Annotated in this window: 11 protein-coding genes; 10 read left to right on the top strand and 1 reads right to left on the bottom strand. The window is 60.9% G+C overall.

Annotation, left to right across the window (positions count from 1 at the left end):
* The first annotated feature begins 108 nt into the window (after positions 1 to 108).
* The 8 genes from ASD46_RS24020 to cml all read left to right on the top strand — a co-directional run bounded on the left by ASD46_RS24020 (position 109) and on the right by cml (position 9,103).
* Entirely contained in the window at positions 109 to 1,176 is a 1,068-nt protein-coding gene (locus ASD46_RS24020) for a LacI family DNA-binding transcriptional regulator (RefSeq protein WP_060642890.1), read from the top strand.
* Positions 1,173 to 2,195, top strand: coding sequence for an ABC transporter substrate-binding protein (locus ASD46_RS24025; RefSeq protein ID WP_003518109.1), 1,023 nt, complete (start codon positions 1,173 to 1,175; stop codon positions 2,193 to 2,195). Before ASD46_RS24020 ends, ASD46_RS24025 begins: the two co-directional genes overlap by 4 nt.
* A 169-nt stretch (positions 2,196 to 2,364) precedes the next feature.
* On the top strand, positions 2,365 to 3,192 hold the full coding sequence (locus ASD46_RS24030; protein WP_003504739.1) for an ABC transporter permease: 828 nt from the start codon (positions 2,365 to 2,367) through the stop codon (positions 3,190 to 3,192).
* Entirely contained in the window at positions 3,189 to 3,968 is a 780-nt protein-coding gene (locus tag ASD46_RS24035; RefSeq protein WP_003504740.1) for an ABC transporter permease, read from the top strand. The genes ASD46_RS24030 and ASD46_RS24035 overlap by 4 nt, the downstream gene beginning before the upstream one ends.
* Positions 3,961 to 4,986, top strand: a complete 1,026-nt coding sequence (locus tag ASD46_RS24040) for an ABC transporter ATP-binding protein (protein ID WP_003504741.1) — start codon at positions 3,961 to 3,963, stop codon at positions 4,984 to 4,986. The genes ASD46_RS24035 and ASD46_RS24040 overlap by 8 nt, the downstream gene beginning before the upstream one ends.
* A 2-nt stretch (positions 4,987 to 4,988) precedes the next feature.
* Positions 4,989 to 5,909, top strand: a complete 921-nt coding sequence (locus tag ASD46_RS24045; protein ID WP_003518107.1) for a nucleoside hydrolase — start codon at positions 4,989 to 4,991, stop codon at positions 5,907 to 5,909.
* A complete protein-coding gene (locus tag ASD46_RS24050; RefSeq protein WP_060642891.1) occupies positions 5,906 to 7,699 on the top strand; it encodes an adenine deaminase in 1,794 nt (597 codons plus the stop codon). The genes ASD46_RS24045 and ASD46_RS24050 overlap by 4 nt, the downstream gene beginning before the upstream one ends.
* 213 nt (positions 7,700 to 7,912) lie before the next feature.
* Positions 7,913 to 9,103, top strand: a complete 1,191-nt coding sequence (gene cml / locus ASD46_RS24055; RefSeq protein ID WP_060642892.1) for a CmlA/FloR family chloramphenicol efflux MFS transporter — start codon at positions 7,913 to 7,915, stop codon at positions 9,101 to 9,103.
* A 74-nt stretch (positions 9,104 to 9,177) separates the two neighbouring features.
* On the opposite strand, the gene ASD46_RS24060 is transcribed toward cml, so the two are convergent.
* Positions 9,178 to 10,350 (bottom strand): M20 aminoacylase family protein, encoded by a 1,173-nt coding sequence (locus ASD46_RS24060; RefSeq protein ID WP_003518103.1) that lies wholly within the window; start codon positions 10,348 to 10,350, stop codon positions 9,178 to 9,180.
* Positions 10,351 to 10,558: 208 nt separating this feature from the next.
* On the opposite strand from ASD46_RS24060, the gene ASD46_RS24065 reads away from it, so the two are divergent.
* Together ASD46_RS24065 and ASD46_RS24070 are read left to right on the top strand one after the other, a co-directional pair.
* Positions 10,559 to 11,266 (top strand): phosphoribosyltransferase, encoded by a 708-nt coding sequence (locus ASD46_RS24065; RefSeq protein WP_060642908.1) that lies wholly within the window; start codon positions 10,559 to 10,561, stop codon positions 11,264 to 11,266.
* Between the two features lie 205 nt (positions 11,267 to 11,471).
* The gene (locus ASD46_RS24070; RefSeq protein ID WP_003518101.1) at positions 11,472 to 12,527 is read left to right on the top strand and encodes a dipeptidase; all 1,056 of its coding nucleotides are present in this window, start codon (positions 11,472 to 11,474) and stop codon (positions 12,525 to 12,527) included.
* The last annotated feature ends 13 nt before the right edge of the window (positions 12,528 to 12,540 follow it).

Below are 12,540 nucleotides of genomic sequence, written 5' to 3' on the forward strand. Positions count from 1 at the left end.
TAGACTTAGTGCTTCAATTTTTGCCCGGTTTTGTCTCTGGCCGGACTCGACAGGACAGTTTTGGTCGATTATCGTGATTAAACGTTTAATCAGCCCTTTCGGACCATCATGGCGTCTTCACGGCCTGCCACCAATCTGAGCGCGATAGCAGCGGCACTCGGCGTGTCGGTTGCAACCGTGTCCAATGCGCTGTCAGGCAAGGGCCGTGTTTCGCCGGAACTGGTGGAGCGCATCCGCAAGACCGCAAGCGAACTTGGTTATGTGCCGAGTTCGGCGGGCAGGGCGCTGCGCACCGGCAGGTCAGGAGTTCTCGGGCTGGTGCTGCCGGATATCGCCAATCCACTCTTCCCACAGATCGCGCAGGCCATCGAAAAGGCAGCCGTCAATGCCGGTTATGGTGTTTTGATCGCCGACTCGCGCGGCGAGATCGCCATGCAGACGGACGCCATCAACCGGCTGATCGAGCGTGGAGTGGATGGCATGGTCGTCGTTCCCCGCCGCGGTACGCGTATCGCGGATGTCGATTGCCCGGTGGCGGTGATCGACAGCCCCTCGACGCCCGGAAATACGGTAGCCGCTGACCACTGGGACGGCGGCCGGCAGATCGGCGAATATCTCTCAGCCCTCGGACACGACAAGGTGGTGCTGATCGGCAAGAACCGCGACTCAAATGTGCAGAACGACCGACTCGGCGGCATTCGCGATGGTTTGGGCAAGGCCTGCGTCACGGAGACGCTGTGGGTAGACGCCATTGAAAAGGCGGATGGTGCGGGTTGCCGTCTCGGCCTTACCGAAAAGGTGAGGGATGGTTTCACTGCCTTTGCTGCCGTATCCGACCTGCATGCGTTGCGCGCGCTCACTGAATTGCAGCGCGAGGGCATCGAGGTGCCGGAAGAGGCGAGTGTCACCGGCTTCGACGATCTGATTTTCTCCGCCGTGGTGACGCCGCCGCTGACGACGATGCGCATGGATATGCGCCGCATCGCCGATCTGGCCGTGGATGCGCTGTTGCGCGCGATCGATGGCGAGGCGGGCTTCGAAAACGGCATAGCTGCCGAGGTCACGGCAGAAATCTCGAAAGTACCGATGGCGCTGATCATGCGCGGCTCCACCGGCGAAAAAAAGCATGATGCGATTGAAGCCAAAAACACGACAGCAGGAGAACTCACACCATGAAAAAAATCATTCTTGCATCGGGCACCGCCCTGATGCTGACGATGGGTGCCGCGCAGGCGCAGGACAAGACGCTGACGATCTCGGTCTACGCCTTCGCGCAGGACGAATTCAAGGAACTGGTCTATACACCGTTCGAAAAGCAATGCGGCTGCAAGCTGGTCGTCGAGACCGGCAACAGCGTTGAGCGCCTCGCCAAGATGGAGGCCAACAAGGCCAATCCGGTGGTCGATCTCGCCATTGTTTCCATGGCGGATGCGCTTTCCGCCACCCGCAAGGACCTGATCCAGAAGATCGATGCCGCCAAGGTGCCGAATATCGGCAAGCTCTATGACATCGCCAAGGATCCGAATGGCGACGGCATGAGCGTCGGCGTCAATTTCTACGCCACGTCAATCGTTTACCGCACAGACAAGATGAAGATCGATAGCTGGGCCGATCTTTTGAAGGACGGTATCGTTGACCACGTCGCTTTCCCGAATGTCACTACCAATCAGGGCCCGCCGGCGCTTTACATGCTGGGAAAGGCCATCGGCAAGGACACGCCTGATCTCTCCGGCGCTATCGAAGCCGTGGGCGAAAAGAAGGACGATATCGTCACGTTCTACGTGAAATCGTCGCAGCTGGTGCAGCTCATGCAGCAGGAAGAAATCTGGGCCGCCCCCATCGGCCGCTTCTCCTGGGCGCCCTTTACCAAGCTCGATCTGCCGCTTGCCTGGGCAACCCCCAAGGAAGGCCAGACCGGCGGCATGAACGTGCTCGTGGTGCCAAAGGGCACGAAGAACGAAGATCTGGCGCTGCAGTTCATGGATTTCTGGCTCTCGACCGACGTTCAGAAGGCGCTGGCCGAAAAGCTCGTGGACAGCCCGACCAACAAGGAAGTCAAGGTGTCCGACGAGGTGGCGAACAACATCACCTATGGCGACGAAACCGCAAAAAGCCTGCAGCTCATTCCTTCCGCCGTGACGCTCGACAACCGTGACAAGTGGCTGTCGGAGTGGAACGCCAAGGTCGGTCAGTAAGTCCTTATCAAGGTTTGGAATGGGGCATTTAAAACGTCCGAAAGGGCGGCTCCATTCCCGGAAAAGCGGTTTGGTCGTCCCCTGACCGCTTTTCCACCTCTCAATTCCGCAAGCTGGCCCTGGCCGCTTGCAGTAACAATCGGCCGCAGGCCGTTCAGGGAATAAAGCGATGTTTCAGAACCGGGCCGAAGCGCTGGCGCTTGCCTTGCCCGCCGCTATTTTCGCGGCGGCGGTCTTTCTTGTGCCGGTCTTCATGCTCCTGTCGGAAGGCTTTCACACCACTGACGGCTGGACATTGTCCGCTTACGCCGATTTCTTCTCCGATCCGCTGAACAGGGCGGTTTTCCTGCGCACCCTGAAGCTTGGCGCACTCGTCACCATCGTATCTGCGGTGGTGGGTTATGCGGCGGCTTTCGCCATCGTCAATCTGTCGCAGGGCGCGAAAGGACATGTCGTCAATCTGGTCGTCTTGCCGCTGATGATCTCGCCGGTTGCCCGCACCTATGCCTGGATCGTCATTCTCGGCAGAACCGGCATCGTCAACCAGGCGCTTCAGGCGGTAGGACTGAGCGATGCGCCGATCCGTATACTGTTTTCCGAAACGGCTGTTTTCATCGGCCTTCTGCAATTGTTCCTGCCATTGATGATCATTTCCCTCATCAGTGCGCTGGAGAATATGCCCAAGGATACGATCGCAGCCGCCCGCGTTCTCGGCGCAAACTGGCTGCAGGTGTTCTGGAAGGTCATCCTGCCGCTCACCAAGGAGGGGCTTGTTGTCGGCGGCACGCTGGTGTTCACCGGTTCGCTCACGGCCTATATCACGCCGGCCATTCTCGGCGGCTCCAAGGTGCTGATGCTGGAAACCCTGCTCTACCAGCAGGTGACGGTCTCCAACAATTTCGTCGCCGCCAGCGTCATCGCCTTCATCCTGATCGTCATGAGCTTTGCCGCCAATATCCTGCTGAAGCGCATCGCCACCGCAAGGAACAAGAAATGACCCGGCAGCTCTTCATTCCGCTCACGCTCCTGCTCGTTGTCGGCTTCCTGATCGGGCCGTTCCTCATCATCGTTGCGGCCTCATTTTCGGCCGGCGACACGCTCGCCTTTCCGCCGCAGGGCTTTTCACTGAAATGGATCGCGAAGGTCTTCACCGTCGAAAGTTTCCGTGAAAGCTTCGCGATGTCGATGTTCCTCGCCATTGGCGGCACATTCACGGCGCTCGTCCTCGGTATTCCCGCTTCCTACGCCATGTCGCGCTACAAGCTGCCCTTTGCGGAAACCGTGCGCACGATCGTTTCGGCGCCGATCATCGTGCCGGGTATCATCGTCGGTCTGGCGCTGCTGCGCTATTTCGTCGTTCCCTTCGGCATCGGCATCACGCTTGCCCTGTTTCTCGCGCACACGGCGCTCATCCTGCCCTATGCGGTACGGGTGGTTTCGGCCAGCCTCAACAATCTGCGTTCGGATATCGAGGAGGCGGCGGTGCTGCTCGGCTCGTCGCGGTTTGGCGCATTTTTCCGTGTGGTGCTGCCCAATATTCGCGGCGGCATCCTGTCGGCCTTCATCCTCGGTTTCGTGACGAGTTTCAATCAGGTGCCCGTGTCGTTGTTCCTGTCGGGTCCGGGCGTGCGCACGCTGCCAATCGATATGCTGGGCTACATGGAAATCGTCTTCGATCCGTCTGTCGCCGCACTCTCATCGCTGCTCGCCTTCCTTTCCATCGGCATCGTCTTCCTGGCCGAACGTTTTCTGGGGTTCTCCCGTTATGTCTGACGCAAATTACCTTTCGCTCCAAAAAGTCTCGCTCGCCTACGGCAACAGCATCGCCGTCAAGGATCTCGACCTCGATATCCGCAAGGGTGAACTTCTCGCGCTGCTCGGTCCTTCCGGCTGTGGCAAGACCACCACGATGCGCGCCATTGCCGGGCTGATGCCGGTGGCGGGCGGGCGCATCGATCTCGACGGCGCCGATATCACCCGCGTCGCCGCCAACAAGCGCGCCGTCGGGCTGGTGTTTCAGTCCTACGCGCTGTTTCCGCACCTGACGGTTTACGAAAACGTCGCCTTCGGCCTGAAACTCAAGGGCATGAACGGCAAGGCGCTTGATGACAAGGTCGCCTCCGGTCTGAAGTCCGTGGGATTGTCGAACTTCGCATCGCGCAAGCCGGCCGAGCTTTCCGGCGGCCAGCAGCAGCGCGTGGCGCTGGCGCGCTCCATGGTCATGGAGCCGAAGGTGCTGCTGCTCGATGAGCCGCTCTCCAACCTTGATGCGCGCCTCAGGCTTGAAATGCGCACCGAATTGCAGCGCGTGCAGAAGGAAACCGGTGTGACGATGATCTTCGTCACCCATGACCAGATCGAGGCGCTCGCATTGGCCGACCGTATTGTCGTCATGAAGGGCGGCAAGATTGAGCAGATCGGTACACCGGAAGAGATCTATAATGCGCCGGTTTCCGCCTTCGTGGCGGATTTCGTCGGCTTTGAAAACATCTTCGCGCTGGAAGGCGGCGCGTTGAAAACCGAAAACGGCACAACACCGCTTACCGGACCAGTCCCTTCAGCATCTGGACTGGCCTGGCGGCCGCGCATGGTCACCCTTGGTTCAGGTCCTTTCCAGGGAACCGTGCGCGGCACATCCTTTGCCGGAAATACCCGTGAGTACCTGCTGGATACGCTGCTTGGTCCCATCAAGGCGGAGACCGATGCTGCGCTGACCGCCCATACGATCGGTGATACGCTCGCCTTCGACCTTCCGGTCGAAAAGGCGGCAAGCCTCAAGGTGTTTGGCTGATCATGGGTGTGTGGATCGATACCGATATGGGCTTTGACGATATCGCCGCCATCATGGTGGTGCAATCGGCAGGCCTTGCCATAGACGGCATTTCGCTGGTCTTCGGCAATGCGACGCTGGATGTTGTCTGCAGCAACGCCGCAGGCGCGGTCGCCGCCTTCGGCTGGTCCATGCCCCTCCATCAGGGCCGTGCCAAACCCGTCCTTGGCGCGCTCGAAACCGCACAATGCATTCTGGGTGACAGCGGCATTCCGACCGTTGGCCGCAGCCTGCCGGATGCGCCCGCTCTGCCGCAAAGCGACGCTTTCACTGCGCTGTGCGGCTGGCTTGAGGGGGCAGGCGAAAAGCGTATCCTCGCGCTCGGCCCGCTTACCAATATCGCCGCCCTTTGCCTTGCCCGGCCCGATCTTGCCGCGAAAATTTCCGATCTGACCTGGATGGGTGGCGGCGTGACGAGCGGCAACCACACCGCATCTGCCGAATTCAACGCCTTTGCCGATCCGGAAGCGCTGGCCATCGTGCTTTCCCATGACCTGCCGCTGCGCATGGTCGATCTGGACGCCTGCCGCAAGGTCACCGCCTCGCCAGCCGATGTGCTGCCGATCCGAAATGCTGGCGGCAAAAACGCCGGCCTGATTGCCGACCTGTTGGAAGGTTTCATCGGCATCGCCACGAGACGCGGCAGACCGGCCATGGCGCTTTACGATCCCGTTGCCGCTGTCGGCTTCACCTCCGAGCTGCTTGGCTGGCGCCACACGCGGATCGATGTCGAGCTTCACGCGGCGTTAACGCGCGGGCGAACGGTGGTTGAGCCGCGTGCCGACAAGGTTGCCGCCTTCAACGCGCATTTCGCCGACACCGTGAATGCCGAAGCGGCAAAGGCTGCGGTTCTCGAGGCGTTGCGCCGCGAGGCTGCCCGATGAGTGCACAATACCCGATACGCGAGCCGGTCGATCTCAACGACGATGCGCTGCGCGCCCGCGCGGTTGCCGCTGCGCGCGGCGATGCGGCTTTCGATGTTCTCATTACTGGCGGAACGCTGGTGGATGTGGTGACGGGGGAGCTTCGCGCCGCTGATATCGGCATTGTCGGTCCGCTAATCGCCAGCGTTCACGAACCGGCAAGCCGCAGCGATGCAGCGCAGCTCGTCGACGCGTCGGGCGCCTTTGTCTCGCCCGGCCTGATCGACACGCATATGCACATCGAAAGCTCGATGATAACGCCCGCTGCCTATGCGGCAGCAGTCGTTGCCCGCGGCGTCACCACTATCGTCTGGGATCCGCATGAATTCGGCAATGTCCATGGTGTCGAAGGGGTTCTCTGGGCGGCGAAATCCATCGAAAACCTGCCGCTGCGCGCCATTCTGCTTGCACCCTCCTCAGTGCCATCAGCACCGGGTCTGGAGCGCGGCGGCGCTGATTTCGATGCCGGAATTCTCGCTGATATCCTGTCGTGGCCGCAGATTGGCGGGGTTGCGGAAATCATGAACATGCGCGGCGTCATCGACCGCGATCCACGGATGAGCGGCATCGTACAGGCCGGTCTTGTCTCGGAAAAGCTGATCTGTGGCCATGCGCGCGGCCTGAAGGACGCCGATCTCAACGCCTTCATGGTGGCCGGTGTTTCTTCCGATCACGAGCTGGTCTCGGCTGAAGACCTGATGGCGAAGCTTCGGGCGGGGTTGACCATCGAGCTGCGCGGCTCGCACGATCATCTGCTGCCGGAATTTGTGGAGGCGCTGAATGCGCTCGGCCACCTGCCGCAGACGCTGACGCTCTGCACTGACGATGTTTTCCCGGACGATCTGTTGCGGGGCGGCGGGCTGGATGATGTGGTGCGCCGCCTTGTCCGTTATGGCCTGAAACCGGAATGGGCGCTGCGCGCCGCAACACTGAATGCTGCGCAAAGGCTTGGCCGTGCCGATCTCGGCCTCATCGCCGCCGGTCGCCGTGCCGATATCGTCGTTTTCGAGGATTTGAGTGGTTTTTCACCCCGTCATGTCTTGGCCGGTGGCAGGGCGGTTGCGGAAGCCGGGCATATGCTCGTCGACATTCCAGCCTGCGATGCGGCGGCGCTCGAAGGCTCGATGAAGCTGCCGCTGCGCGCAGCCGATGATTTCCGGGTTGCCTGCGAGGGCGCAAGGGTGCGCCTTGCCACCATCGACCGCCCACGCTTCACGCAATGGGGCGAGGCGGAAGCCGAGGTGAAGGATGGTTTCGTCGCTCCCCCCGAAGGCGCCACGATGATTTCCGTCACCCACCGCCACGGCAAGGCCGAGCCAGTTACCAGGACCGGCTTCCTTACCGGCTGGGGACGCTGGAACGGCGCCTTCGCCACCACCGTCTCGCATGACAGCCACAACCTCACTGTCTTCGGCGGTAATGCCGAAGACATGGCGCTGGCCGCCAATGCGGTGATTGCGACAGGCGGCGGCATGGCTGTCGCCTCTGAGGGTAAGGTGACCGCGCTTCTACCCCTGCCGCTCTCAGGCCTCGTTTCCGATGCGCCGCTTGAAGACGTAGCACAGGCTTTCGAGGAATTGCGCGCCGCTGTCGGCAAGGTGGTCGATTGGCAGCCACCCTATCTGGTCTTCAAAGCCTGCTTCGGCGCCACGCTCGCCTGCAACATCGGTCCTCACCAGACAGATATGGGCATTGCCGATGTGTTGACGGGACGGGTGATGGAAAGCCCGGTGCTTGCGGTGGTGGGGTAAACCAGGGTCGAGCGTTGCCAAAAAGCCGGCATATTGCTAAATCCAACCCCTGTTTACCTGTCGCTCTATATGGATGTTGAACATGGGTGCCTCGAAGTCATCAGATAAGTAAGCCGCAACGACGATATTTCGCTGTTGCGGCGTTCTGTCGAGCGATCCCTGTTTCTTCGGGCAGACGCCGCCAAATGTCCTCATTTGAGCGGATCAATTCTAATGTCTATTCCAACTCCCGTTTGGGGGAGATCGCTGTTGGCAGCAATGCTGCTGATGGCTCCCTTTGATATTCTCGCCTCGCTGGCCATGGATATTTACCTGCCGGTCGTCCCCATCATGCCGGAAGCCCTCGGCACGACACCGGTGGTGGTTCAACTCACGCTCACCGTTTACATGGTGATGCTCGGCCTTGGGCAAATCGTGTTTGGCCCCATCTCCGACCGCATCGGTCGCCGGCCCGTCTTGATCGGCGGTGCCCTGCTGTTCGTCGTGGCCTCGTTCTGCCTCGCAGCTGTGACAACGGCGAGCGCCTTTATCGTTTTCCGGTTCCTTCAGTCGGCTGGAGCGGCGGCGGCATTGGTCGCCACTTTCGCCACCGTTCGCGACGTCTATGCGGATCGTCCGGAAGCAACGACGATATACGGAACGTTCAGCTCCATTCTCGCATTCGTCCCGGCACTCGGTCCGATTGTCGGGGCGGTCATCGCCAATGAATTCGGCTGGCGTGCCATCTTCGTCACCCTGGGCGCGGCAGCTTTCATTGCGACGGTTGCCGCAGGGATGAACTGGAGCGAAACCCGACCGGCGACGGCAACGATGTCACGCCTATCGCCTTTGCGCATGTTGGGCAGTGGTCGCTTCTGGACCTATACGCTTGGGTTCAGCACTGCCATGGGAACGTTTTTCGTATTCTTCTCCACCGCTCCGCTCGTCATGATCGGCAGGGCAGGTCTCTCCGAGGTGGAGTTCAGCCTGGCTTTTGCAACCGTCGTAATCGCAATGATCGTTACCACCCGTTTTGCGAAGTTTTTCGTTGCCAGATGGGGTGTGCAGGGCAGTCTCGTGAGGGGCATGGCCCTGTTGTTCGTGGGGGCGTTTCTGTTCACTGCAGGTGAAGTCGGGGCGGTTCCGTCATTTTTGACGTTTATCGTACCGATGTGGGTCATGGCGGTCGGAATCGTTTTTACGGTTTCAGTCACCGCCAATGGCGCGCTGGAGGAGTTCGGGCACATGGCTGGAACAGCCGTCGCCTTCTATTTCTGCATTCAAAGTCTGTTTGTGGGAATAGCGGGCACCTTGGCTGTCGTCATTCTGCCGGGTGATGCGGCATGGCCGGTGATCGCCTATTCATCGATCATGGCCTGCCTTGTCCTGACGGCGCTATATTTGTTGAACCGCCGGAATATCTGAGCGAGAAAGCCGGGCAGCGCGTCTGCCGCTGCCCGGCTTTTCAGATTTGGGAATGCAAAAAGTGGCTTTCGGCCTTACTCCGCCGCCAGTTCCTGCTCCACCAGTGTTGCCCAGAAAGCGACGCCGGGAACGATTGCCGCGTCGTTGAAGTCGTAGGAGGTGTTGTGGTGCAGCGCGCCATCCACCGCGGGGCCGTTGCCGAGCCAGACGTAGCAGCCGGGGGCTTCGCCCGCGAAAAAGGCGAAGTCGTCGCCGGCGGTCGAGGGCGGGAAGGCGGTGCGGGATTTGTTGCCGAAGACGGTCTTGGCGGCTCGCAGCGCCCGTTTCGTCGCATCGGCATCGTTGATGACGGGCGGAATGCGGCGGATGAATTCATAGCTTGCCTCGATGCCGAACATCGCCGCCGTACCCTTGGCGAGCCTGCCGATTTCCGTTTCAAGCTGGCTGCGCACCTCAGGCGCGTAGGCGCGTGCGGTGCCGCCGATTTCGACGAGATCGGGAATGACGTTGAGCGCCTTGGGGTCACCCGCCTGCACCGAGCAGGCGCTGACGACGGCAGGTTGCAGCGGATCGACGACGCGGCCGACGATGCTTTGCAGCGAAGCGAGGAAGGTGCCCGCCGCCGTTACCGGATCGCGGCCGAGATGCGGCTTGGCGCCGTGGGTGCCGATGCCCCTGAAGGTGACGCGCCAGCTATCGGAAGAGGCAAGCTGCGGTCCTTCCACCACGGCCATTTCGTCAATGCCAAGCCCCGGCATGTTGTGCAGGCCATAAACTGCATCGCAGGGAAACAGGTCGAAAAGCCCGTCCTCAACCATTTTTTTCGCGCCGCCACGGCCTTCTTCGGCCGGCTGGAAGATGAAATGGACGGTGCCGGAAAAATCGCGGGTACTGGCGAGATAACGCGCAGCGCCCAGCAGCATGGCGGTGTGGCCGTCATGGCCGCAGGCATGCATCTTGCCGGGGAACTTCGATTTATAGGGCCGGTCGGGAATTTCCGGCATGGCCAGCGCATCCATGTCGGCGCGAAGACCGATACTGCGGGTGCCGTTGCCCACCTGCAGCGTGCCGACCACGCCGGTACCGCCAAGGCCGCGATGCACCTTCACTCCCGCCCTTTCGAGAAGATCGGCGACGATGGCGCTGGTTCTCTCCTCTTCAAAGCCCAGTTCCGGATGGGCGTGGAGATCGTGGCGAAGCTCCGTCAGGAATGGCAGGTCCTCGCCGATGCGGTCCAGCAGTCTCATGGGTAGCTTGTCCTTGAATATGGGGAAAACCCACGCCATAGGTGGGCTTGTCCGAATGCCTGTTGCTTTGTTTCCTTCTAGCTGAAAAACCCAATGAAATGAACCCGCCGCATGCCTGCGGTTGTCGAAATGCCTGATATGCCGAACGGGGATGGCGCGGATGAAAATCGCTTCCGCTTTTGCCGTCCCGCTTCTGAAAGGAAAACCGATGCCGCAATCCGCATCGCCCGCCGCATCATCCCCCGCCGCGCCGCATGAGTTCTGGCAGGATGTTCTTCCGCCCCGTTCGTTCGATACGACAGGCCCGCATTCGGCTTTCTTTCCGGCGGAGCTGGATGACGGGCGGCAGCTCTGCCTGCCGATCCGGTCCTTGGCGGATGGCGAACATGCGCTCGCCTCGCTCATCGTCAATCAGGCCTCTTTTGACGTGCTGGAAGTGCTGGCCGCCGACCTGGCGGAAAAGCTTCGCCCCCTCAAGCCAGATGTCGTGATCGGCCTGCCGACTCTGGGGCTGACGCTTGCCGCAGCCGTTGCCCGTCACCTCGGCCATTCGCGATATGTGCCGCTCGGCACTTCGCGCAAATTCTGGTATCTGGAGGAACTGTCGGTGCCGATGTCCTCCATCACCACCAAGCAGGAAAAACGGCTTTACATCGATCCGCGCATGTTGCCCCTCATCGAGGGCAGGCGGGTGGCGCTGGTGGACGATGTCATCTCCAGCGGCAGCTCAATCATTTCAGGTCTTTCGCTTCTCGCCTCATCCGGCATCAAGCCGGTGGCAATCGGCGCTGCCATGCTGCAATCGGATCGCTGGGTGCAAAAAATCGCTGCTTTCGGGCCGGAATGGCCGGAGCGGGTGAGGGGTGTTTTCGCGACGCCGCTGCTGAAAAAAGCCGAAGGCGGCTGGCAGGCTTGACGTTGCGCAATTCCCGGCAAAAGGCAAGTGGTGATAATTTCATCGTTGCCTAATTTGCGTCTTGCGGAGCCGTGAGAGATCGTCCTAAGATCGTTTCTGACAGACTATAGCAGTCGGCGAAAAATGCGCCGGTTTGCTCTCGCGCGGTGTTATTCCGGCGTCTGCCCGCCCCCTTTGGTTTTGCCGCTTACTGGAATTTCTTGACATGCATGCAGTGTTCGACGGTCATAATGATGTGCTGCTTCGGTTGTGGCGCAACAGCAAGGCCGGTGGCGATCCGGTGGCTGAATTCAAGAACGGCACCCGCGAAGGCCATATCGACGGTCCGCGTGCACGTGCAGGCGGTCTCGGCGGCGGCATCTGCGCCATCTACATTCCTTCCGGCGATCTGGTCCTGCAGGAGCCGGACGCGCAGGGTCATTACGATACACCGCTTGCGGCGCCGCTCGAACGCCAGCCCTCGCTCGATATTGCGATGGAAAAGGCTGCGATCGCGCTCAGGCTTGACCGTGCCGGCGCCTGGCGCCTTTGCCGCTCGACGGCCGATATCCGCAAGGCCTTTGCCGAGGATATTTTCGCGGCCGTGCTGCACATGGAAGGCTGTGAGGCGATCGGTGCCGATCTCGATGCGCTTGAGGTTTTTTATGCCGCCGGCCTGCGCTCGCTCGGTCCGGTCTGGAGCCGGCACAATATTTTCGGTCACGGCGTTCCCTTCTCCTATCCAATGTCGCCCGATACCGCGCCCGGCCTTACCGATGCCGGTTTTGCGCTGGTCAAGGAGTGCAACCGGCTCGGCATTCTCATCGATCTCGCCCACATCACCGAAAAGGGCTTCTGGGATGTGGCGAAGACCACGAACCAGCCTTTGATCGCCAGCCATTCCAACGCACATGCGCTCACCCCCGTCGCCCGCAATCTTACTGACCGGCAGATGGATGCCATCAAGGAGAGCGGCGGTCTGGTGGGCCTCAACTACGCGGTCACCATGTTGCGGGCGGATGCGCGCGACATTGCCGACACGCCGCTTTCCGACATGGTGCGCCACATCGACTACATGGTGGAGCGTATGGGCGTCGATTGCGTGGCGCTCGGATCGGATTTCGACGGCGCGACGGTACCCGTTGGCGTTGCCGATGCCAGCGGCAACCACAATCTGGTTGCGGCGCTGAAATCGGCGGGCTACGGTGATGGAGAACTTGCTAAAATATGCCGGGAAAACTGGCTGCGCGTCCTATCCCAGGCCTGGCACGAGCCGGCCTGAAGGCAAATAAAAG

This window comes from Rhizobium sp. Root491 (assembly GCF_001427205.1).
GTDB classification, from domain to species: Bacteria; Pseudomonadota; Alphaproteobacteria; order Rhizobiales; family Rhizobiaceae; genus Agrobacterium; species Agrobacterium tumefaciens.

Coding starts and splice junctions, on each gene's coding strand:
- ASD46_RS24025 (WP_003518109.1), top strand. CDS start 1,173: ATGAAAAAAATCATTCTTGCATCGGGCACCGCCCTGATGCTGACGATG.
- ASD46_RS24020 (WP_060642890.1), top strand. CDS start 109: ATGGCGTCTTCACGGCCTGCCACCAATCTGAGCGCGATAGCAGCGGCA.
- ASD46_RS24065 (WP_060642908.1), top strand. CDS start 10,559: ATGCCGCAATCCGCATCGCCCGCCGCATCATCCCCCGCCGCGCCGCAT.
- ASD46_RS24070 (WP_003518101.1), top strand. CDS start 11,472: ATGCATGCAGTGTTCGACGGTCATAATGATGTGCTGCTTCGGTTGTGG.
- ASD46_RS24060 (WP_003518103.1), bottom strand. CDS start 10,350: ATGAGACTGCTGGACCGCATCGGCGAGGACCTGCCATTCCTGACGGAG.
- ASD46_RS24045 (WP_003518107.1), top strand. CDS start 4,989: ATGGGTGTGTGGATCGATACCGATATGGGCTTTGACGATATCGCCGCC.
- ASD46_RS24035 (WP_003504740.1), top strand. CDS start 3,189: ATGACCCGGCAGCTCTTCATTCCGCTCACGCTCCTGCTCGTTGTCGGC.
- ASD46_RS24040 (WP_003504741.1), top strand. CDS start 3,961: ATGTCTGACGCAAATTACCTTTCGCTCCAAAAAGTCTCGCTCGCCTAC.
- ASD46_RS24030 (WP_003504739.1), top strand. CDS start 2,365: ATGTTTCAGAACCGGGCCGAAGCGCTGGCGCTTGCCTTGCCCGCCGCT.
- ASD46_RS24050 (WP_060642891.1), top strand. CDS start 5,906: ATGAGTGCACAATACCCGATACGCGAGCCGGTCGATCTCAACGACGAT.
- cml (WP_060642892.1), top strand. CDS start 7,913: ATGTCTATTCCAACTCCCGTTTGGGGGAGATCGCTGTTGGCAGCAATG.